Here is a 21,694-nt window from a genome sequence, read left to right on the forward strand (position 1 = left end):
CGTTAGTGGGTGTCGCCTGCGTCTCTGAGGCGCTTGAGAAACCACCTTCCAGCAGGCCCGGGCGGTGTGTCCTTCCTAAAGACTGCAAACATGGCGATGGGCGGCGTATGTGGCTGGAACGCTTCGAGTCGCAGGGGCACTAGCTTGCCGCTGTCCAGGTCATCCTGAACCATTGCCACCGGCATATGGCCCCATCCAAAGCCAGCGCGCAAGAATGCGTGCTTGGCTCCTAGATCGGCAAGGCGCCATATCTGTGGAGAGAAAACGCCGAAAGTGGTGCCCTCTGTGAGGGTCGTGCGGTCCGTCAGCACGAGTTGGACGTGCTCCTTGAGATCCACCGGCCCTAGGATCCGATTCGTTGATGCCAGGGGATGGGACGAGGCAGAGACCGTAATCATTGGCACATCCAGCAATTTCTCGGCATCGAGAATTTCTGGGACCGATGGCATCGAGCCGCTGATTCCGAGCCGGCATGTCTGGGCGAGTACCGGCTGCATGACAGCACCCAGCGCTTCGACGTAAAGGCGTAATGGTGTGTGCGGAAACTCGCTTCGAAATGCACCGACGGCGTCTGTCAGTGATGTCATTGGATACATGACGTCCACCACGACAGAGAGCTCGGGCTCGAGTCCGTCGGAAATTGTCCGCGCCTTCGCCTTAAACCCGTCCATGCCACCCACCACCAGCCGCGCCTGCGCAAGTAAGGCCGATCCTTCGTCCGTCAGCTTTGGATAACGGCCCGCCCGATCGAAGAGCTGCACGCCGATCTGACTCTCTAAGTTGGCCAGCGTATGGCTGACCACGGATTGCGCTCGCCGGAGTTTGCGGCCTGCGGCGGAGAAACTGCCTTCGTCGGCGGCAGCGATGAAGGTGCGAAGCTGGTCCAGCGAGACGGCATCGAGCATATATCTATGGAGTAGATGGATTGCATCTAGAAATATAGGCTACCTTGATGGTTGTCAAGTCTCTAATCTTCGTTCATCCACTCTTTGAAAGGATGAACACTATGAACTCGAACCTGAACACCTCGCTGAACGAAAACTCCGCCATCCCCGCCGTTGGCCGCACCCTCATCGCGGTCATCTTTTTCATCAGCGGCTTCGGCAAGCTGATGGCACCTGGCGCAACGATGGCCTATATCGGATCGCTGGGTCTGCCCGCGCCAGCGCTCGGACTGATTGGCGCACTGGTGCTGGAACTGGCGAGCGCCGCACTCCTGGTCATTGGCTACAAGACGCGCGTGGTGGCTCTCCTGCTTGCTGCCTACGCTGTCGTGACCGCGCTGATCTTTCACCACGCGCTCGCTGACCAGAATCAGATGTTCCATTTCCTGAAAAACCTGGCGATGGCCGGTGGTCTCCTGCAGGTAGTGGCGTTCGGCCCCGGCGCCTTCAGTCTGGACAACCGTCGCGCGCCGGCCAAGCGCGTTGCCGCCTGACACATCGCAGGAGAAGACATCATGAGCATTGCCACAACGCTTCTGGAGCAACATCTCCAGTTCCTAGTCGACAAGCCGGAGCAATGGCAGGAACTAATCGCCGACAGCATCGTCTGGGATCTGCCGTACGCACCCAGCCTGGGTCATCCGCTGAAACTCGAAGGACGTGAATCTGTGCTGCGGCATGCGAGCTGGTTCGTGGGGGCGGTCAGGAACTTTCGCTTCTCCGATGCCATCGTGACTGCGACGGACGATCCGCAGCAGGCGATTGCTCGGGTGCGTGGGGAGGGCCTGATCGCGGCGACCGGCCGTACCTACCGCCAGGAGTATGTCGTGTTTCTGACAGCCCGCGACGGTCGCATCGTGCATCTGCGCGAGTATTTCGACCCGGTTCAGGCAGCCCTTGCCCTTGACGCGCCTGTAGTGGGCGTCGCCTCCAGGAGCATCTGATGAAAGCCATCCAAGTAACTGGCTACGGCAGCCCCAGCGGCATGACGCTGGTCGAGGCGGACGACCCCGTACCGGGCGACAACGAAGTCTTGATCGACATTGCCGCGGCATCGGTGAATCCGATTGACTGGAAGATCGTCAGTGGCGCCATGCGGGCGTTTATTCCACTGCCGTTGCCTTTCACCCCTGGGGTTGATGCTGCAGGGACCGTCATCGCCGTGGGGCGCAACGTCACAAGACTGAAGCCGGGCGATGAAGTGATGGGATTCATCGGGATTGTCGGGGCTTTCGCCACGCGCGCCGTCGTGGAGGCCACCCGCCTGGCGCGCAAGCCTGCGTCCTTGGCTTTCGCGGAAGCCGCGGCGATTCCCGCTGCAACGCTGACGGCATGGCAGGCGCTCCACGAGCATGGGGGCTTGCAAGCCGGGCAGTCGGTCCTAATCCACGGGGCCGCAGGCGGCGTAGGCACTGCGGCCGTGCAGCTTGCCAAGTTGGCCGGCGCCCACGTCATCGGCACCGGTTCAGCCCAGAGCCGCGAATATGTAGCAAGCCTCGGCGCCGATGCCTTTATTGACTACCGCACCGAGGATTTCGCCGCGCGGGTCTCGGGATTGGACCTCGTCCTCGACCTGATTGGCGGTGAAACTCAGGAGCGTTCATGGTCGGTGCTGAAGCCGGGCGGCACCCTGGTGTCGACGGTGGCAAGGCCCGACGCAGCTCGAGCCAAAGGAACGCAGGCGACCGGCAGACATTTCGCTACGCGTAGCGACGCGCCCCAGCTCGAGAAACTGGCTACGCTCCATGCATCGGGCGATCTGCGTACCCAGATCGATTCGGTCTTTGTGCTCTCAGACGTTAGCCAGGCGCTCGACCACAGCAAGGGCGGCCACGTGAAAGGCAAGGTCGTTGTGGCCGTGGCCCAGTAGAGTGCGCCTAGGCGCCAAAGCGAACCGCCGGTGACAGGGTGAAAGACTCGCGCATGTCGCGTGCCTCCTCAACCGGCGTTCGCCCGAAAAGCCGCTTGAACTCCCTGCTGAACTGCGAAGTGCTCTCGTAGCCGACCCGCCCCGCTGCTGCCGCAGCGGTGACCCCGTCGCGAATCATCATCAGGCGCGCTTGATGAAGGCGGGTGGACTTGATGTACTGGATTGGCGACGTCTGGGTCACCGTGCGGAAGTTGGCGTGAAACGCTGGCACGCTCATGCCAGCCTCTTCAGCCAGGCGTGACACGTTCAGGGGCGCCGCATAATCCGCGTGGATGCGCTTCAGCGCTCTCGCGACGCGGCCGAAGCGCCCGTGGTGAGCGAGGGCGGCACGCATCGCGCCTCCCTGTGCCCCCGTCAACACGCGGTAGCAGATTTCCCGCACCAGGCCCGGACCCAGAATCCGGGCATCCATCGGCACGGTCAATGCCTCCAGCAACCTGACGGTTGTACCGGCCAGATTCTCGTCCAGCTCCGTAGACACCATGCCGTTGGGTGGCTCTTCAGGCAGATCTCCTGCTGCACCGATCTGCGTGATCAGTTCGCTGAGTTCGAGGAGGTCCAGACGGATGGACACCGCCAGCATGGGTTCCTCTGGCGAAGCCTGGGTTTCCGTGGAAAACGGCAGCGGTACCGACAGTACAAGATAGTGCTGCGCGTCGTAGACATAGACCTCATTGCCCAGAAAGCCAAGCTTGCGGCCCTGGCACACGATCACGATGCTTGGCTCGTACAGCACCGGTGTGCGCCCAAGGGGCCGATCCGAACGCATCAGCCGCACGCTGTCGAGCGTCGACTGCGTGTAGCCCTCGTTGGGCGCCAGTTTCTCGATCAAACGAATCATCTTGACGGAAGCGGGGGAGCGGACCTTGGACACAAAGCCTCCTGTTGTTTGCCTGCAGCGCCATTCTAGCCGCGTCTTGCACACCGTACCAGCCAGATCAATAGGAATAGGCAATAACGGCATCGGTCCGTGTATTCGCCTGCAGGCAGGTCATCCCTATCATTCATTCACCGGCCGACGAACCATACCGCTTCATTGAAGGCCGAAACGTGACTGCAGAGCGCGCCGCATCAAGCGCTGAACCCTGCGGTCAGATCCGAACCAACAATAGGAGTATGCAACATGGCAATCGCCACCAACGAATCGAAAGTTATTCTGATCACCGGCGCCAGCAGCGGCATCGGCGAGGGCGCCGCTCGCCTGCTCGCCGCGCAAGGACACCGGCTCGTGATCGGTGCACGCCGGACCGACCGGCTCGCCGAGTTGGCGGCATCGATCGAAGCCTCCGGCGGCGTGGTTCGTTACCGCGAGCTCGACGTGACGTCGGCCGATGACGTGGCGGCATTCGCCCGCTTCGCGCTCGATGCCTTCGGCCGCATCGACGTCCTCATCAATAACGCGGGCGTGATGCCGCTTTCGCCCCTCAACGCCCTGAAGGTCAGCGAATGGAACCGGATGATCGACGTGAACATTCGTGGGGTGCTGCATGGCATTGCCGCCGTGCTGCCGACGATGGAGGCGCAAGGGCTCGGCCAGATCATCAATATTTCCTCGATTGGTGGACTCTCCGTGTCGCCCACTGCCGCGGTCTACTGCGCGACCAAGTTCGCCGTGCGTGCCATCTCCGACGGGCTGCGCCAGGAGACCGACAAGATCCGCGTGACGGTGATCTGCCCCGGCGTCGTGGAGTCCGAGCTGGCCGATTCGATCTCTGACGACACCGCGCGTAGCGCGATGCAGGAGTTCCGTCGCATCGCCATTACGCCCGACGCCATCGCTCGCGCCATTGCATACGCGGTGGAGCAGCCCGCCGAAGTCGACGTCAGCGAGATCGTCGTACGGCCCACCGCCAGCCCGTTCTGATCCAGGCAGCACGCGGAACCCAAATCAATCAGGAGAACATCATGACATCACGAAACACGGCAGGCGGCGCCTTTGCAGGCAAGGTCGCCATCGTTACCGGTGCAGCCAGTGGCATCGGCCTGGCCACGACCGAACTGCTTCACGCCGAAGGCGCGAATGTGATTGCCGTTGGCCGCAGCAGCAACGTGGAAGCACTGGCGCGACCTGGCATCGTTCCCATCGTCGCCGACGTGGCGCGCGAGGAAAGTGCCGTACAGGCCGTTGCCACGGCAATCGACCGGTTTGGCAAGCTCGACATCCTCGTCAACAACGCGGCGGTCATCATCAACAAGCCACTGGTGGACATGTCGCTGGAAGACTGGAATGGCATTCAGGCCGTCAATGCCACGGGCGCTTTCCTATTCTCGCGGGAAGCCATGCGCGCCATGCTGCCGGCAAAGACAGGCGCCATCGTCAACGTGGGGTCCTACGCCTGCTATCAGGCTTTTCCGTTGATTGCGGCCTATGCGGCGTCGAAGGGCGCGCTGGCGCAGTTGACGCGGGCCCTTTCGCTGGAAGCCATCGAACACGGCATTCGCGTCAATGCGGTGGGCTCCGGCGATGTCATTACCAACATTACCAACCACATCCATGCCGACGGCCAGGCGTTCCTCGCAGAGCATGGCAAGAAGGCACCGATCCGCCGCGCGGCACAGCCCAAGGAAATCGCCGAGGTAATCGCCTTCCTCGCATCGGAAAAGGCCAGCTTTATCGTCGGCGCCGTGGTCATGGCCGACGGTGGCATGAGCGTGGCCCTGCCTTGATCAACGTCTTGACCGCATATTTATCTGAAGGAATTTGCATCATGAAACAAGCATCCCGTACATGGTTCATCACAGGCGCGTCGAAGGGCGTCGGTCAGAAACTCGTTGCCCACCTGCTGGAGCAAGGCCACCGGGTAGCGGCAACGTCCCGCATAGCCGCATCGCTGACGGAGACATTTGGTGGCGCATCCGACCGCTTTCTACCTTTGGAAGTTGACCTGACCAGCGACCGCAGTGTCCAGGCGGCCGTCGAGAAGACAGTGCAATGGTTCGGCGTGATCGACGTGGTCGTCAACAATGCCGGCTATGCCCAGCAAGGCACGGTCGAGGCACTGTCCGACGACGAACTGCGCGGCAATTTCGAGGTCAACTTCTTCGCACCGATGGCTGTACTGCGCCATGCGCTGCCGCAGCTTCGTCGCCAGCGCAGCGGGCACATCATCAACATCTCCTCCATCGTGGGCTACCAGGGCGGGTATGCGGGCTGGGGCAGCTACGTCGCGAGCAAGTTCGCACTGTCAGGCTTGACGGAATCCCTGGCGGCGGAAGTCGCGGAACTGGGTATCCGAGCCACTGTGGTCTATCCGGGGCCTGTGCGCACGGACTTTCTGTCGAACGGTGCGCTCGCAGTGGCCAAGCGACAGATCGACGACTACTCGGAGGCCAAGGCTTCGCTGGACCTGCATCTCGACACTCTACATGGCCATCAGGCCGGCGATCCTGACAAGCTCGCCCTGCTGATCATGCAGGCCGCTGCGGTCGAATCGGCGCCGTTGCATCTGTTCGCCGGCAAGATCGCCAATGAACTTGCGGCTGCGAAAGCTAACGCTGTTGCAAAGGATCTCGACACCTGGAGGGGCTCGTCCGAGGCTACCGACTTTGCAGACTGATCGATAGTGAGGGGGTCCCGGCTTTGCCGGGACTCTTTTCCTATAAGGCCTACGACACAACGTGGGCTTTGAGAATGTATCCACTCAGGCCCCATAATGGCAGCTTTGGCCAAGATGGGACATTCGAAGAGCGTAGGGATATGTCTCAAACTGGCCGATTGCAGCCACCTTTTGTCTTGGTAGGTCCATAAAAAATGGGAGCCATCAGCTCCCATTTCTCATCATCAAAGCAAAAAAACTCAATCCCAGCTCAACGCCCCACCCGTCTGATACTCAATGACGCGCGTCTCGAAGAAGTTGCGTTCCTTCTTCAGATCAATCATCTCGCTCATCCACGGGAACGGGTTCTCCTCGTTCGGGAACAGCTGATCAAGACCAATTTGCTGGCAACGACGATTGCAGATAAACCGCAGATACGACTTGAACATCGGCGCATTCAAACCAAGCACCCCACGCGGCATCGTGTCTTCCGCATAGCGATACTCCAGATCCACCGCCTTCTTGAACAGCTCCGTAATCTCAGCCTTGAACTCCGCCGTCCAAAGATGCGGATTCTCCAGCTTGATCTGATTGATCAGGTCGATACCAAAATTGCAGTGCAGCGACTCATCCCGCAGGATGTACTGATACTGCTCCGCAGCCCCAGTCATCTTGTTCTGCCGCCCCATCGCCAGGATCTGCGTGAAGCCCACATAGAAGAACAGCCCTTCCATGATGCAGGCGAACACGATCAGCGACTTCAGCAGCTTCTGGTCGTTTTCCGGCGTGCCGGTCTTGAACGACGGGTCGGTCAGCGTGTCGATGAACGGGATCAGGAACTCGTCCTTGTCGCGGATCGACTGCACTTCGTGGTACGCGTTGAAGATCTCGGCTTCGTTCAGGCCCAGCGATTCAACGATGTACTGGTAGGCGTGCGTGTGGATGGCCTCTTCAAAGGCCTGGCGCAGCAGGTACTGGCGGCATTCCGGCGCGGTGATCTGGCGGTAGGTGCCCAGCACGATGTTGTTGGCGGCCAGCGAGTCGGCAGTGACGAAGAAGCCGAGGTTGCGCTTGATGATGCGGCGCTCGTCTTCGGTCAGGCCGTTGGGGTCTTTCCACGTGGCGATGTCGCGGGACATGTTGATTTCCTGCGGCATCCAGTGGTTGGCGCAGCCGGCCAGATACTTTTCCCACGCCCACTTGTACTTGAACGGGACGAGCTGGTTGACGTCGGTCGAGCCGTTGATCACGCGCTTGTCGGCGGCGTTGACGCGGCGGTTGCTTTGCGCGGCGGCGGCGTTGGGGTTGTTGCCCAGGATGCCGGCTTGCGTGGCGCTCGACGGCAGGACGCCTTGCTGGTCAGCGGTGGCAGCCGATGCAGCGGGTTGCAGGGCAGGCTGCGGTGCGGCCTGCGGGGTGGCTTGAACGTCGTCGTCCCAGCTCAGCATGATGTGGTTCTCCGTGATTCGGTTTGGGGGCGGCGGTTTCAGTGTTTTTGACTTTGCACTTCGTGGTGGCGCCGGCCCTCTCCCCCGGCCCCTCTCCCGCTTGCGGGAGAGGGGAGGAACCGAGGGCTAGGTAAGACTTACTGGCAGGCTTCGCACTCTTCGAAGCCGGGGTCGCCCGGGCGCATCGTGCAGACCGCGCCTTCGGCTTCCGGCATGGTCGGGGCCGAGGCGGCCGCTGCGTCCAGGGCCGAGCCGCTGTCGCTGCCCGACGACACCGCGTTCAGCGAGCCGCGCGACACGGTGGACTTCTCCACGTGCGTGGCAGCCATGGTGCGCAGGTAGTACGTGGTCTTCAGGCCGCGCACCCATGCCAGCTTGTAGGTGTCGTCCAGCTTCTTGCCCGACGCGCCGGCCATGTAGATGTTCAGCGACTGGGCCTGGTCGATCCACTTCTGGCGGCGGCTGGCGGCTTCCACCAGCCAGGTCGGCTCGACTTCAAACGCGGTGGCGTAGATGTCGCGCAGGTCTTGCGGAATGCGGTCGATGCGCGACAGCGAGCCGTCGAAGTACTTCAGGTCGGCAACCATCACCTCGTCCCACAGGCCGCGTTCCTTCAGGTCGCGCACCAGGTAGTCATTGACCACGGTGAACTCGCCCGACAGGTTGGACTTGACGTACAGGTTCTGGAAGGTCGGCTCGATGCAAGCGGACACGCCGATGATGTTCGAAATGGTCGCGGTCGGGGCGATCGCGATGCAGTTCGAGTTGCGCATGCCGTGCTGCTTGATGCGGGCGCGCAGGCTGTCCCAGTCCATGGTGCTGGACAGGTCCACTTCCAGGTAGCCGCCGCGCTCTTCGGCCAGCAGCTTGAGCGAATCTTGCGGCAGGATGCCACGGTCCCACAGCGAGCCTTCGTAGGTGCTGTAGCGGCCGCGCTCTTCGGCCAGCTCGGTCGAAGCCTGGTAGGCGTAGTAGCACACCGCTTCCATCGAGGTGTCGGCGAACTGCACCGCGGCCTTGCTTGCGTACGGCGTGCGCAGCACGTGCAGGCAGTCCTGGAAGCCCATGATGCCCATGCCGACCGGACGATGGCGCAGGTTGGAATTGCGCGCCTTCTCGACAGCGTAGTAGTTGATGTCGATGACGTTATCCAGCATCCGCATGGCGGTGCGGATGGTCTTCTGCAGCTTGGCGTGGTCGAGCGCGTACGAGCCGTCGGCCTGCTTGGCCAGGTGGGCCACCAGGTTGACCGAGCCCAGGTTGCAGACGGCGATTTCGCTGTCGTTGGTGTTCAGCGTGATTTCCGTGCACAGGTTGGAGCTGTGGACGACGCCGACGTGCTGCTGCGGGCTGCGGATGTTGCAAGGATCCTTGAAGGTGATCCACGGGTGGCCGGTCTCGAACAGCATGCCCAGCATCTTGCGCCACAGTTGCAGCGCCGGCAGCTTCTTGAACAGCTTCAGTTCGCCGCTGGCGGCCTTGGCTTCATAGCCCAGGTAGGCCTTTTCGAATTCCTTGCCGACCTTGTCGTGCAGGTCCGGGCAGGTGGCGGGCGAGAACAGGGTCCACTCGCCGCCTTCCATCACGCGCTTCATGAACAGATCCGGGATCCAGTTGGCCGTGTTCATGTCGTGGGTGCGGCGGCGGTCGTCGCCGGTGTTCTTGCGCAGCTCCAGGAATTCTTCGATGTCCAGGTGCCACGTTTCCAGGTAGGCGCAGACGGCGCCCTTGCGCTTGCCGCCCTGGTTCACGGCGACAGCGGTGTCGTTCACTACCTTCAGGAACGGGACCACGCCTTGCGACTTGCCGTTGGTGCCCTTGATGTGCGAGCCGAGTGCGCGCACGTTGGTCCAGTCATTGCCCAGGCCGCCGGCGAACTTGGACAGCAGCGCGTTTTCCTTCAGCGCTTCGTAGATGCCTTCCAGGTCGTCCGACACGGTGGTCAGGTAGCACGACGACAGCTGCGAGCGGCGGGTGCCGGAGTTGAACAGGGTCGGCGTGGACGACATGAAGTCGAACGACGACAGCAGCTGGTAGAACTCGATGGCGCGCGCTTCGCGGTCCTTCTCGTTCAGCGCCAGGCCCATGGCCACGCGCATGAAGAAGGCCTGCGGCATTTCGATGCGGGTTTCATCGATATGCAGGAAGTAGCGGTCGTACAGGGTCTGCAGGCCCAGGTAGTTGAACTGGAAGTCGCGGCCGGCGTCGAGCGCGGCGCCCAGGCGGGCCAGGTCATAGGTGGCCAGCTTTTCGTCCAGCAGCTCGGCTTCGATGCCGCGGGCGATGAACTTGGGGAAGTACTCGACGTAGCGGGCCGACATCTCCGTCTGGGTCACTTCGGCGCCCAGGATTTCCTTGCGGATGGTGTGCAGCAGGATACGGGCGGTGACCTGGCTGTAGTTGGGGTCCTTTTCGATCAGGGTACGCGCAGCCAGGATGGCGGAGTCGTACACCTGCGTCATCGGCACGCCTTCGTACAGGTTCTTCAGGGTTTCCTTCAGGATCGGCTCGGCGCTGACCGCATCGCCCAAACCGGAGCAGGCGTTGTCGATCAGGGCGTGCAGCGCGACGATGTCCAGCGGCTTGGTCACGCCGGCGTCTGTCACATTGATCTGGATGCCGGACTGCTGCACGCGGGCCACGGCCTGGGCGCTGGCGCTGGCGCGCTCCTGGGCGCGCTTCTCGCGGTACAGCACGTAGGCGCGGGCCACTTCATGCTCGCCCGAGCGCATCAGGGCCAGCTCGACGTGGTCCTGCACGTCTTCGATATGGATGGCGCCACCGCTCGGGCGGCTACGCACCAGCGCGCGCACCACGCTGTCGGTCAGTTGCTCGACGATCTCGCGCACGCGCGCGGAAGCTGCACCCTGCCCGCCGTTGACGGCGAGGAAGGCCTTGGTCATGGCGACGTTGATCTTGGACGGCTCGAACGCCACCACGGCGCCGTTGCGACGGATGATCTTGTGATCCGGGTAGCTGGTGGAAGCGGCGCTGGAGGTCTGTGCGTTCGGTGCCTGGCTGGCAACGCCGGCGGCGGCGCCACCCGTGGTGAGTTCGTTCTGGGCCGTTTGCATGTGAAGTCCTGTTTTTACCCTGGATTTAAGAGACAAAAGAGTCCCTGGCGAAATGCGGCGGAAAGAAGGATCCGTTTCGGTGTGACCGCGCACGGACAAACTGCCTTTGCGTGAACATTTCGCCAGGGACTCTTTGTGATTCGCTAGCTTTGCGGAGGTTTCCGGACGGGTTGCACTCGCTGTGCAACCGGCACCTCACACTTGGGCCAGCTCCCCGGTTTGACTACTAGATATAGTGGGTACTGCTGAAAACTTGGCTAAGTATAGTGAAACGAATCCGAATGACCAGTCTTGACAACCGTTATTTCGGGGTCGTTTCGCGGTCGGGCCGCCGCGTGCGGCAGCGCCACATGCCCGGGAGCCTAGTACACACAAGGGTTTCAGCGAAACCGTTCGCAACTGCACATTTCACAAAAATTTTTTTGATTGTTGCGAGCATGCGATAGCCCCTAACCTGCCTGGGGCATGTGTGCCAAAAAGAGGCGCACGACCATGGGGAATGACGTTACGAATTCATCACCCCGTGGTATGCCGATAGGGCAACATGCCTGGCGGCACTGCTGCACCGGCGGCGAAGCGGTCCCAGTCGAAATGCGGGCCGGGATCGGTCTTGCGCCCCGGGGCGATGTCGCTGTGGCCGGCAATCGCGCGCACCGGGTAGGCCGCCATCAGGGCCGGGACCAGGGCGGCCACGGTGTCGTACTGGGCGGGGGTGAACGGCAGGTCGTCGCAACCCTCGATCTCGATGCCGATCGAGAAGTCGTTGCAGCGCGTGCGGCCGAAGAAGTCGGACTGGCCGGCATGCCAGGCCCGCTGCGTGCACGGCACGAACTGCACCAGCTCGCCCTGCCGCGTCACCAGGAAGTGCGCGGACACCTGGACCTGGTGGATGGTGGCGAAGAACGGGTGCTTGTCCGGGTCGAGCCGGTTCTGGAAGAACGCTTCGATGTCGCCGCTGCCGAACTGGCCGGGCGGCAGGCTGATGTTGTGCAGCACCACCAGGTCCACGGGCATGCCGGTGGGCCGTTCGTCGAAATTGGGCGACGGCACGCGGCGGGCGGCGGGTACCCAGCCGTCTGCGTCTGGGAGGAAGGCACGCACCTGTGCAGGCAGATTGGGCTGGCTGGGCCTCGTCATGGCGTGCCCTCGCCCGCGCCGTCGCCGTTGTTCTCGGCCACGCCGCGGTCAGCGGCGTCCATGGCTTCGCGGATGCCAAGCTGCTGGATGCGGTAGCGCAGCTGGCGCAGGTTCAGGCCGAGCAGCGGCGCGGCAGCGGTGCGGTTGAAGTTGGTCTGCGCCAGTGCCTGCAAAATCAGTTCGCGCTCCACGGCTTCGAGCCGGGCCGGCAGGTCGATTGGGAAGACGATGCCGCGGCAGGCGCGCTCGGTGGCGTCGCCCTCGGGTTCGGGCTGGGTGGCGGGCGGTGCGGCAACCTGTGGCGCGGCAGCAGGTTCGGCCACGGCTGCGGGCGTGGGTGTCGCCGCGGGCGGCATCGGCGCCCACATGCCCGGCGCGCCCCAGGGGGCGTACTGGGTCGCAGGGACCGGTGACGCCATCGTGGGCGCGGGGGCCATCAGCCCGGCGCCGGGCGCGCCGGCATCCAGCGGGCCGAGGTCGGCCACCTCGATCTGCTCGCTCTCGGCAAAGGCGTAGGCACGCTCGAGCAGGTTTTCCAGTTCGCGGACGTTGCCCGGGAAGCGGTAGGCGGCCAGCTGTTCCAGCGCCGCCGGCGCCAGCCGCTTGGGATGCGGGTCGCCGTAGCGCATTGCCAGGTGGTCCAGGATGGCGCGCGCCAGCACCGGGATGTCTTCGCCGCGCTCGCGCAGCGTGGGCATGCGCAGCGCCAGCACGTTCAGGCGGTAGTACAAGTCCTGGCGGAACTGGCCGGCGGCGACCATCGCGGCCAGGTCCTTGTGGCTGGCACACATCACGCGGACGTCGACGGCGTCTTCGCGGCTGGCGCCGATCTTGCGCACGCGGCGCTCCTGCAGCGCGCGCAGCAGCTTGACCTGCATGGCCAGCGGCAGGTCGGCCACCTCGTCGAGCAGCAGCGTGCCGCCGTTGGCGGCGTGGAAGAAGCCGCCGCGCTCGCCGTCGGCGCCGGTGAAGGCGCCTTTGACGTGGCCGAAGAACTCCGACTCCATCAGCGTCTCGGGGATGGCGCCGCAGTTGACCGCGATGAACGGATGCGAGGCGCGCGCGCTGATCGCGTGGATGGCGCGCGCGGCGCGCTCCTTGCCGCTGCCCGATTCGCCGCTGATGACCACCGGGGCCATGCTGCGCGCCAGCCGCGACAGCGAGCGGCGCACCTCGTGCATGGCGGCCGAATGGCCGGGCAGCAATGCCGCAGCGCGATCGGCGGCGGCATCCGCGCCGGCGCTGCCGCCGGCATCGGCTTCGGTGCTGTCGCGCTGCTGGCGGCCGAGCGCGTTGAGCACCAGGCTGCGCAGCTGCTCCAGCGAGACCGGCTTGGCGATGTAGTCGAAGGCGCCGGCCTTGAGCGCCTCGACCGCGTTGTCGGCGCTGCCGTAGGCGGTGATGACCGCCACCGGGATGCGCTCGGGCGCGGCCGACAGCTGCCGCACGATCTCGATGCCCAGGCCATCGCCCAGCCGCATGTCGGTCAGCACCAGGCTGTAGCGGCCCTGCGCCAGCTTCTGCCGCGCCTCGGCCAGCGAGCCGGCCAGCACCACGTCATGGCCCATGCGCCGGATGGAGATGTCGAGCAGCTCGCGCAGGTCGGCCTCGTCGTCGATGACGAGGATGGGATCGGGCGTACGGGGTGGCATGGTGGCGGGTGTGGATGGGCGGACGCCGTTCATGCGACGGCCGCGTCGGCGGTCTCGATGCGCAGCGTCAGGACAAAGGCTTTGGCCGGCAGTGTATCGCGCGCAGCGGCGGCCAGCACGCCGGTGCGCTCGAGCAGCGCCGGCACCGAGACCGCGCCGTAGCGTACTTGCGCATCGTTGGCGCCGCACAGCTCGCGTGCCATGAACAGGCCCAGGCCGGTGCCCTGGGCGTTGCTGGTAAAGAAGGGTTCGAACAGGCTGCGCTGGTGCTCGCGCGAGACCTCGGCGCCGTCGTTCCAGACGATCAGCTCGGCGTGATGCTGGTCCAGCGCGTGCGCCAGCAGCCGGATCGAGCCGGGCAGCCGGCTGCAGTAGCGCCAGGCGTTGTCGAGCAGGTTGCCCAGCACCTGTTGCAACTGCGCGGCGTCGAACACCACCGGCTGGGCCACGTCGACGGTCAGGCGGATGGCGTTGGCGTTGACGTCGGCGCGGCCGGCCGGGCGGGTCTCGCCGGCGTGCGGGCGGCGCGAGCGCATTTCCAGGCGCCAGCGCTCGACGATCTCGGGCAGCGCCTGCGCCAGGTGCACGGTGCTGCGGCCGGTGCGCGGGCGGCGCGACATCTGCAGCACGTCGGACACCACCTGATCGAGCCGGCGCACGTTGTCGTTGATGATGCGCAGCAGGCGAGCGTCGATGTCGACGTCCGCGCCGCTGTCCGCCGCGCCAGGCTCCTGCCGCGCGGAATCGGCCAGCAGTTCGCTGGCCTGGCTGATCGCCGCCAGCGGGTTGCGGATCTGGTGCGCGATGCTGGCCACCAGCCGGCCCATCGCGGCCAGCTTTTCCTGCTGCACCTGTTCGGCGATGCGCTCCCAGCTTTCGATATGAACCAGCACGGTGTCGCGCATCTCGCTGCGCAGCAGCGCTTCGTCTTCCTGCGACCAGGCCATGGCCTCGTTCTGCGCGATGGCCAGGCGCAGGCGGGCGGCAGCCTCGGGCGAGAGTTCGTTCCAGGCGGCGGTGTCGAGTTGCGACGGCACCGTGCGCCCCTGCGCCAGCGTCGAGCGCAACCCCGCCAGCCCCGGCAGCACGAAGCGCAGCCGCAACCGGGTGTGCTGCATGGTGCCGTCGGCCAGCGCGCTGCCCGACGCCATCGGCAGCAGCTGCAGGATGCGCGGCACGTCGTCCTTGCTGCGCAGCCAGTCGCGCAGCATTTCCATCAGCGGCTGCAGGCGCGGGATGCGGCGCAGGTCGAACAGCACGGCATCGGTGCCGCCGCCACTGCCCTGCTCCGCCGATGCCCCCAGCCGGCGCGAATAGATGCGCTCATGCGCCTGCACGCCCAGCAGCACCACCGCCGCCGGGTTGGCCGCCACCACGGCGCCGTTGGCGCGCACCAGCATCACGCCGTCCTGCATGTCGTTGACCATCAGCCGGTTGACCAGCTGCTGCATGCGCAATTCCTGCTCGCGCACCAGCGCCAGCCGCTCCTGCGCGATCTGGCGGTTGGCCAGCATATACATCAGCAGCGCCGCGATCATGAACACCAGGCCGAACAGGCCCGAGCCCAGCAGCCCGGCATCGGCCTGGCGCAGCAGGATTGTGTGCATGAACGGTCCGCCCATCACCACCAGCGCGGAGATCGACGCGGCAAAGAGCGCGAACGGCAGGCTGGTGAGCGCACCGGCTTCGAGCGCGGGCAGCAGGAAGATCATGGCGAGGCCGTCGGCCTGGCCCTGGCTGGCCGGGTGGCCGATGGCGTGGAAGACCAGCGCCAGCAGCGCCAGGTCGGCCAGCACCTGCACGCGCACGCGCAGGTGGAAATGGCGGCGCCACAGCGTGCCGGCGAGCATCGCCAGCGCAATGCCAAGGTAAGGCACGGCGACCGTCATGGCCGCCGCATGTTCGACGCCGGCCATCCCGAAGGACAAATCCGGCAGCAGCGAAGGCGGCAATGACGTTGGGGCAGGCTCGCCGCGCCGCATCAGCGCGTAGCCGAGCAGCAGCAGGCCCACGGCGACGCGGGTCCAGCAGAAATAGCGCAGCAGGCGCCAGTGGAATTCGGGCGGTTCAGGCTGGCGCCACAGCTGCGCCAGGCCGCGCCAGGCATTGAGCCGCTGCCAGCCTGACAGCGCCGGTTCGATCATGGGCGCGCGCCGCCGCCGTCGGTGTGGCTGGCCTCGTCAGGCAAGTGGCTGCGGCGGCAGTAGTGCAGGCCGCGCCAGGCGATGGCCTCGCCTTGCGGCAGGTGCACGCCGCACTGGGCGCACTGGACCATCGGTTCGGCGGATTCGGTTTGCCGGGCGTTGGCGCTGGACCGGGCGGCGCTTTCGCTGGCTTGCTGCCGGGCGCGTTGCTGCGCCAGCCGCGCTTCGGCGCGGGCGCGCAGCCACCAGAAGACGCCCAGCACCACGGCCAGCAGGATCAGGATACGTGCCATGGTGTCTCAGAAACGGTGGAGGACCACTTCAATTACAAAGCGGCTGCCGACATAGGCCAGCAGCAGGATGCCGAACGAGGCGATGACCCAGCGCAGCGCCACCTTGCCGCGCCAGCCGCGGAAGATGCGCCCTGCCAGGATGCCGCCGAACATGGCCCACGAGATCAGCGCGAACACAGTCTTGTGGTCCATCCGGAAAGCGCGGCCGAACAGTTCTTCGGAAAACAGCAGGCCCGAGCCGATCGTCAGTGTCAGCAGAACGAAGCCGGCGCCGATCAGGCGGAACAGCAGCTTCTCCAGCGTCAGCAGCGGCGGCAGCAGGTCCAGCCAGCGGCCCAGCCACTGGCCGGTTTGCGCGGCCTTGCCATCGGCCGGGCGCGCCGGCGCGTGGCGGAAACCGTGCAGCCGGCGCTCGGCCAGCAGCATCAGGAAGGCATGGAACGCCGCCAGCGTGAACAGCCCGTACGCCACGTTGGCGATGATGAAGTGCAGCTTGAACAGCGGCTGCGCGGCATAGCCCAGGATCTGCGAGCCGGGAAAGGCCAGCGGCATCAGGCTGGCGACCAGCGCGACGGGGATCACGATCAGCCCCAGCCCGGCCAGCGAAAAGAAGAAGCTCTCGATCCAGTAGATGCCAACGCCCAGCCACAGCATGGCCGACAGCGCGAAAGCAAAGCCGAACATCATGCGCTCGGCCGGGAAGATGGTTTCGTGCAGCAGCATGCCGTGGCTGGCCAGCGCCGCCAGCATCAGCACGTGCCACCACGCCGGCCGGCCCTCGCCGTGCGCACCGCCCGCAGGTGGCAGGGTGTTGCCGGGCCCGCCGGCGACCAGCACGGCCGAGGCCGCGCCGCCGGCCTGTCCCGCCTTGGCGGCCGTGGAGGCAACGCCGGCATGGCGCGTGGCCCAGCCGTGCCAGGCCAGGCCGCAATAGAGAAGTGCCGTCAAGGCATACAGTACAATGACCATTTGCGCAGTTTACCTTAGTGCCCACGGACGGTGGCGGCCGGTTGAACCGGTACTCCGGGCCTGCAACCGGCACGGGTCTGCCCCGATTTCAGACCGAGCTCCTGCTCCGATATCTCCCCCGATTCCTGCCATGCTGGACAATCTCACTCAACGCCTGGCGCGCGTGGTCAAGACCATGCGCGGCGAGGCGCGCCTGACCGAGGCCAACACCGCCGAGATGCTGCGCGAAGTGCGCCTTGCCATGCTCGAAGCCGACGTGGCGCTGCCGGTCGTGCGCGAATTCATCGCCCGCGTCAAGGAAAAGGCGCTGGGCGAGGATGTGATCACCAGCCTCACGCCGGGCCAGGCGCTGGTCGGCGTGGTCCAGCGCGAGCTGACCTCGGTCATCGGCGGCGCCGAGGCCGCCGGCGGCAATAACAAGGAAGCCGAGCTGAACCTGAACGTGCAGCCGCCCGCCATCATCCTGATGGCCGGCCTGCAGGGTGCCGGCAAGACCACAACCGTCGGCAAGCTGGCGAAGTGGCTCAAGGAAAACAAGAAGAAGAGAATCCTGACGGTCTCTTGCGACGTCTACCGCCCCGCCGCTATCGCCCAGCTGAAGACCGTTTCCGAGCAGGTCGGCGCCGACTTCTTCCCGTCGCAGCCGGACCAGAAGCCGGTCGAGATCGCCCGCGCGGCGGTGGACTGGGCGCGCAAGCACTACCACGACGTGCTGATCGTCGATACGGCCGGCCGCCTGGGCATCGACGAATTGATGATGCAGGAAATTGCCGCGCTGCACGCCGAGCTGAAGCCCGCCGAGACCCTGTTCGTGGTCGACGCCATGCTCGGCCAGGACGCGGTCAACACCGCCAAGGCCTTCAACGACACCCTGCCACTGACCGGCGTGGTGCTGACCAAGCTGGACGGCGATGCGCGCGGCGGTGCCGCGCTGTCGGTGCGCCATATCACCGGCCGGCCGATCAAGTTCGTCGGCGTCGGCGAAAAGCTGGACGGGCTGGAGCCGTTCTTCCCGGACCGCATGGCCCAGCGCATCCTGGGCATGGGCGACATCATGGCGCTGGTCGAGGAAGCCCAGCGCGGTGTCGACATGGAAGCGGCCGAGAAGCTGGCCAAGAAGATCAAGAAGACCGGCGATTTCGACCTGGAAGACTTCAAGGCGCAGATCGGCCAGATGAAGAAGATGGGCGGCATGGCCAGCCTGGTCGACAAGCTGCCGGCGCAGTTCGCCCAGCAGGCGCAGGGCGCCAACATGGACCAGGCCGAGAAGCAGGTGGCCCGCATGGAAGGCATCATCAACAGCATGACGCCGGCCGAGCGCGCCAAGCCCGACCTGATCAAGGCCAGCCGCAAGCGCCGCATTGCCGCGGGCGCCGGCGTGCCGGTTCAGGAAGTCAACCGCTTGCTGAACCAGTTCGACCAGATGCAATCCATGATGAAAAAGCTCAAGGGCGGCGGCATGATGAAGATGATGCGCCAAATGGGCGCGATGAAGGGCGGCATGAAGGGCCTCTTCAACCGCTGAGCGCACGCTGCAGCGTTATCCGCCTCCCCCGCAAAAGGACAGGAAAGACATCATGATGAGCGCCGTACAGGCCCGCGAACTGTGGGCCAACTCCGAAGAAATCGTCTCGGCCGAGGAAGTCCAGGCATCGCTGGACCGCATGGCCGCCGAGATCACCGCCAAGATGGGCGATGCCTTCCCGCTGGTGCTGTCCGTGATGGGCGGCGCGGTGGTGTTCACCGGCATGCTGCTGCCCAAGCTGGCGTTCCCGCTGGAGTTCGACTACATCCACCTCTCCCGCTACAACAACAAGACCGTTGGCGGCGAGATGCAATGGCGCGTGGCCCCGCGCGAGTCGGTCAAGGACCGCGTGGTGCTGGTGCTGGACGACATCCTGGATGAAGGCGAGACCATGGCCGCGATCCGCGAGCGCATCATGGAAATGGGCGCCAGGGAATTCCACGCGGCGGTGCTGTGCGAGAAGACGCTGACCAAGCTCAAGCCGATGCACCCGGACTTCTGCGGCTTTGCGGTGCCGGATCGCTATGTGTTCGGGTGCGGGATGGATGCCAAGGGGTATTGGCGGAATCTGGGCGCGATCCGGGCGCTGGTTTGATTTTGACGGGCTGAGGTTTGGCCCCCCTACACTCCCCGCAGGCGGGAGAGGGGAGAAAATACATCACGCCTGGTGCGACCCCAAAATCGGCCACAGCGAAGCCAGCAGCAACACCGCCATCCCGATATTGAACGCGCGCAGCACCTTCGGCCGCGCCAGCCAGCGCCGCAGCGCCGAGCCGCATAACGCCCACATCGCCACGCTGGGCAGGTTCACCACCCCGAAGATCCCGGCCAGCAGCAGCACGTTGAGCCACAGGTTGCCGTGCAGCACATAGGTGCTGCACGCGCCCACGGCCATCACCCACGCCTTGGGATTGACCCACTGGAACGCCGCCGCGGCCCAGAAGCCCATCGGCCGCGCCACCTGCTGGTCCTGCACGCCGCCGGCCGTGGCGAGCTTCCATGCCAGCCAGACCAGGTAGACGGTCGCCACCACGCGCAGCACCTGCCAGGTCCATGGGAAGGCGTGGAACAGCGACCCCAGCCCCAGCCCGACCAGCGCCACCATCAGCGCAAAGCCGATGCTGACGCCGAGCAGGTGCGGCACCGTGCGCAAGAACCCGAAGTTCACGCCGGAGGCCAGCAGCATCGTGTTATTCGGACCGGGGGTGATCGACGACACCAGCGCAAAACCGGCAAAAGCGGCAAAGACACCGGTGCCGGCTGCGAGTTGGGATACTTCCATGACTGACTCCATGCGTTCAGGGAATCAGTCTACGGTCAGTCAACGGTACAGTACCGGTACACTTTTTCAGCAAATTGCCGATACAGGATCGATCGGCGCAATCCTGCTCGGCGCGGTCAGGCCTCGCTGCGATACGGCCGCTCGCGCAGCCACTTGGTCGCAATCCACTTCTCGCCCTCGGCGACCGGCAGGCCCGCATGCAGCGTGCGCTCGTCCAGCATGCCGTCGGGCAGCAGGTAGCTGAAATAGACCGCATTGCCCTTTACCGGCGCCACTTCCAGCCCCAGGCGCGGGAACGCGGTGGCGCCGCCGGCCGCGGGCGTGTTCAGGTAGATCACCAGCGTGGCGATGCGCTGGCCGCCAACGGTCAGCTGGCGGGCCTCGCCCGGCCGTTGCGGATTGAAGAAATCGAAATGCGGCTGGTATTCGCCACCGGGCTTGTAGTTGAGGATCTGCAAGCCTTCGCCGTGCTCGGCCGGCACGCCGGTGACCGCGGCGATACGCGCCTCGATGCGTTCGATCAGCGCATGCTCGCCCACCTGGAACATGGCGCCCATGCTGGTGCGGGCGTCGATCAGGTTCTCGTCGCCGGTGTCGGGGTTGACCACCGGCGAGCGCGCCAGCCGGCCGCGCGACAGCGCCACCAGCGCGTCGCACTCGTCGGCGCTCAGCAGTTGCTGGTACAGCCGGATCTGCGGCGAGGCGAGCCGGAACAGGATCGGCACCTGGCGGTCGCCGCCGTCGGCCACAAAGGCTGCCGCGGTGCTCCTGGCCTGAGGAGGCGCCGCCGTGCGCGCCGGCTCCGGCCTGGCCGGGCGGCCCGCGGCGACGTCCGCACCGAACGCTGCCGCCACGGCCCGGCGCGCAAAGCCGTCGTCATAGCCCGAACGCAGCATCGACAGCACCAGCGCATCGGCCGCAAAGCCCTGCGCGATATGCCGGGCCAGCCATTGCTCGAGTTCGGGCGAGGATTCGGTATAGCCGGCCCTGCCGCCGGCATCGGATGCTTCGCGGATCATGACGGGTTGGCGACGCGGCGCGGCGAGAAAGGATTGCGTTCCGGCGGATCCGACGGCAGCGCACGGGGGGCGCGCGCCGGCGCATTGTCCGGTTCGCCGGCAACGGTGACCGAAGCTTCGGAATACTGCCAGCGCTTCCACGCCGCCAGTACGGCATTGGGATACTCGGGGCGGCCGCGGCTGCCGTTGTAGCGGCCCAGCGCCAGGTACAGGTCGCCCTGCTCGCGGTCGAGGTAGTAGCGCAGGATGGTGCAGCCGTAGCGCAGGTTGCTCTGCAGGTGGAACAGCTTGCGCGGGTCGCTGTCGCCGATGGCGCGGACCCAGAACGGCATCACCTGCATCAGCCCGCGCGCGCCGGCCGAGCTGATCGCGTACTTGCGGAAATTGCTCTCGACCTGGACCAGGCCCAGCACCAGCGCGGGTTCCAGCCCGGCGCGCTTGGCCTCGTAGTAGGCGACCTCGATCAGTTCCACGCGCACCTGCGGCTCGGGGATGCGCGTGGCCAGGCGCGAAGACATTTCGCCCAGCCACTTCAGGTAAGCCAGGCGCTCGCCGCCGGATGCAAAGACCGGCCGCGTGGGCCGGTCGTCTGCAATCGCCGCGGCCAGCGCGCCGCGCACGGAATCTGCCAGGTCTTCTTCCTTCTGCGCGCCGGCATGCGCGGCCGCCGCGGCCAGCGCCAGCAGCAGCCCGCCGGCAAGGCGGCGGGCGGCGGGCATTGCGCGTGCGGCGCGCATCGGG

The 21,694-nt window shown here is 65.3% G+C and carries 20 protein-coding genes; 8 read left to right on the forward strand and 12 right to left on the reverse strand.

The window, feature by feature from the left end; all coding sequences use genetic code 11:
• Window positions 1-2: 2 nt before the first annotated feature.
• Window positions 3-905, reverse strand: a complete 903-nt coding sequence (locus AC5WJ1_RS14580) for a LysR family transcriptional regulator (RefSeq protein ID WP_135705956.1) — start codon at window positions 903-905, stop codon at window positions 3-5.
• Between the two features lie 101 nt (window positions 906-1,006).
• Here AC5WJ1_RS14580 and AC5WJ1_RS14585 point away from each other — a divergent pair, with 101 nt between their 5' ends.
• Genes AC5WJ1_RS14585 through AC5WJ1_RS14595 form a run of 3 tightly spaced genes read left to right on the forward strand, consistent with a single transcriptional unit; the run spans window position 1,007 to window position 2,814 of the window.
• The gene (locus tag AC5WJ1_RS14585) at window positions 1,007-1,438 is read left to right on the forward strand and encodes a DoxX family protein (RefSeq protein WP_135705957.1); all 432 of its coding nucleotides are present in this window, start codon (window positions 1,007-1,009) and stop codon (window positions 1,436-1,438) included.
• Between the two features lie 21 nt (window positions 1,439-1,459).
• Entirely contained in the window at window positions 1,460-1,888 is a 429-nt protein-coding gene (locus tag AC5WJ1_RS14590) for a nuclear transport factor 2 family protein (protein ID WP_135705958.1), read from the forward strand.
• Entirely contained in the window at window positions 1,888-2,814 is a 927-nt protein-coding gene (locus AC5WJ1_RS14595; RefSeq protein ID WP_494476186.1) for an NADP-dependent oxidoreductase, read from the forward strand. The genes AC5WJ1_RS14590 and AC5WJ1_RS14595 overlap by 1 nt, the downstream gene beginning before the upstream one ends.
• Window positions 2,815-2,821: 7 nt before the next feature.
• Here AC5WJ1_RS14595 and AC5WJ1_RS14600 read toward each other — a convergent pair whose 3' ends face one another.
• On the reverse strand, window positions 2,822-3,715 hold the full coding sequence (locus tag AC5WJ1_RS14600; RefSeq protein WP_149137637.1) for an AraC family transcriptional regulator: 894 nt from the start codon (window positions 3,713-3,715) through the stop codon (window positions 2,822-2,824).
• A gap of 282 nt (window positions 3,716-3,997) precedes the next feature.
• Here AC5WJ1_RS14600 and AC5WJ1_RS14605 point away from each other — a divergent pair, with 282 nt between their 5' ends.
• Genes AC5WJ1_RS14605 through AC5WJ1_RS14615 form a run of 3 tightly spaced genes read left to right on the forward strand, consistent with a single transcriptional unit; the run spans window position 3,998 to window position 6,431 of the window.
• Window positions 3,998-4,738 (forward strand): SDR family oxidoreductase, encoded by a 741-nt coding sequence (locus AC5WJ1_RS14605; RefSeq protein ID WP_167884598.1) that lies wholly within the window; start codon window positions 3,998-4,000, stop codon window positions 4,736-4,738.
• A 41-nt stretch (window positions 4,739-4,779) separates the two neighbouring features.
• Entirely contained in the window at window positions 4,780-5,541 is a 762-nt protein-coding gene (locus AC5WJ1_RS14610) for an SDR family NAD(P)-dependent oxidoreductase (RefSeq protein WP_135705960.1), read from the forward strand.
• Window positions 5,542-5,582: 41 nt separating this feature from the next.
• Window positions 5,583-6,431 carry an SDR family oxidoreductase gene (locus tag AC5WJ1_RS14615; protein WP_135705961.1) on the forward strand — a complete coding sequence of 283 codons (849 nt, stop codon included), beginning with the start codon at window positions 5,583-5,585 and terminating at the stop codon, window positions 6,429-6,431.
• Window positions 6,432-6,670: 239 nt separating this feature from the next.
• On the opposite strand, the gene AC5WJ1_RS14620 is transcribed toward AC5WJ1_RS14615, so the two are convergent.
• From AC5WJ1_RS14620 to AC5WJ1_RS14650, 7 genes are all read right to left on the reverse strand, one after another.
• On the reverse strand, window positions 6,671-7,858 hold the full coding sequence (locus AC5WJ1_RS14620) for a ribonucleotide-diphosphate reductase subunit beta (protein WP_116318196.1): 1,188 nt from the start codon (window positions 7,856-7,858) through the stop codon (window positions 6,671-6,673).
• Between the two features lie 137 nt (window positions 7,859-7,995).
• Window positions 7,996-10,932 carry a ribonucleoside-diphosphate reductase subunit alpha gene (locus AC5WJ1_RS14625; protein WP_494476187.1) on the reverse strand — a complete coding sequence of 979 codons (2,937 nt, stop codon included), beginning with the start codon at window positions 10,930-10,932 and terminating at the stop codon, window positions 7,996-7,998.
• Between the two features lie 516 nt (window positions 10,933-11,448).
• Window positions 11,449-12,069 (reverse strand): 1,6-anhydro-N-acetylmuramyl-L-alanine amidase AmpD, encoded by a 621-nt coding sequence (gene ampD / locus AC5WJ1_RS14630; RefSeq protein ID WP_135705963.1) that lies wholly within the window; start codon window positions 12,067-12,069, stop codon window positions 11,449-11,451.
• Window positions 12,066-13,721: a sigma-54-dependent transcriptional regulator gene (locus AC5WJ1_RS14635; protein WP_494476188.1), complete on the reverse strand. Its 1,656-nt coding sequence runs from the start codon at window positions 13,719-13,721 to the stop codon at window positions 12,066-12,068. The genes ampD and AC5WJ1_RS14635 overlap by 4 nt, the downstream gene beginning before the upstream one ends.
• Window positions 13,722-13,750: 29 nt before the next feature.
• Entirely contained in the window at window positions 13,751-15,865 is a 2,115-nt protein-coding gene (locus AC5WJ1_RS14640) for a sensor histidine kinase (protein WP_494476189.1), read from the reverse strand.
• Window positions 15,862-16,158, reverse strand: a complete 297-nt coding sequence (locus AC5WJ1_RS14645) for a PP0621 family protein (RefSeq protein WP_133098435.1) — start codon at window positions 16,156-16,158, stop codon at window positions 15,862-15,864. The genes AC5WJ1_RS14640 and AC5WJ1_RS14645 overlap by 4 nt, the downstream gene beginning before the upstream one ends.
• Before the next feature lie 6 nt (window positions 16,159-16,164).
• On the reverse strand, window positions 16,165-17,127 hold the full coding sequence (locus AC5WJ1_RS14650) for a cytochrome C assembly family protein (RefSeq protein WP_133098436.1): 963 nt from the start codon (window positions 17,125-17,127) through the stop codon (window positions 16,165-16,167).
• Between the two features lie 130 nt (window positions 17,128-17,257).
• Here AC5WJ1_RS14650 and ffh point away from each other — a divergent pair, with 130 nt between their 5' ends.
• Together ffh and AC5WJ1_RS14660 are read left to right on the forward strand one after the other, a co-directional pair.
• A complete protein-coding gene (gene ffh / locus AC5WJ1_RS14655) occupies window positions 17,258-18,652 on the forward strand; it encodes a signal recognition particle protein (protein WP_494476190.1) in 1,395 nt (464 codons plus the stop codon).
• 52 nt (window positions 18,653-18,704) lie between these two features.
• Window positions 18,705-19,247, forward strand: coding sequence for a hypoxanthine-guanine phosphoribosyltransferase (locus tag AC5WJ1_RS14660; protein WP_133098438.1), 543 nt, complete (start codon window positions 18,705-18,707; stop codon window positions 19,245-19,247).
• 63 nt (window positions 19,248-19,310) lie between these two features.
• Here AC5WJ1_RS14660 and AC5WJ1_RS14665 read toward each other — a convergent pair whose 3' ends face one another.
• The 3 genes from AC5WJ1_RS14665 to AC5WJ1_RS14675 all read right to left on the reverse strand — a co-directional run bounded on the left by AC5WJ1_RS14665 (window position 19,311) and on the right by AC5WJ1_RS14675 (window position 21,690).
• Entirely contained in the window at window positions 19,311-19,934 is a 624-nt protein-coding gene (locus AC5WJ1_RS14665) for a LysE family translocator (protein WP_133098439.1), read from the reverse strand.
• 116 nt (window positions 19,935-20,050) lie between these two features.
• The gene (locus AC5WJ1_RS14670; RefSeq protein ID WP_133098440.1) at window positions 20,051-20,953 is read right to left on the reverse strand and encodes a 2OG-Fe(II) oxygenase; all 903 of its coding nucleotides are present in this window, start codon (window positions 20,951-20,953) and stop codon (window positions 20,051-20,053) included.
• Entirely contained in the window at window positions 20,950-21,690 is a 741-nt protein-coding gene (locus tag AC5WJ1_RS14675; protein WP_133098441.1) for a lytic transglycosylase domain-containing protein, read from the reverse strand. The genes AC5WJ1_RS14670 and AC5WJ1_RS14675 overlap by 4 nt, the downstream gene beginning before the upstream one ends.
• Window positions 21,691-21,694: the final 4 nt, after the last annotated feature.

This window comes from Cupriavidus sp. MEYA8 (genome assembly GCF_059278825.1).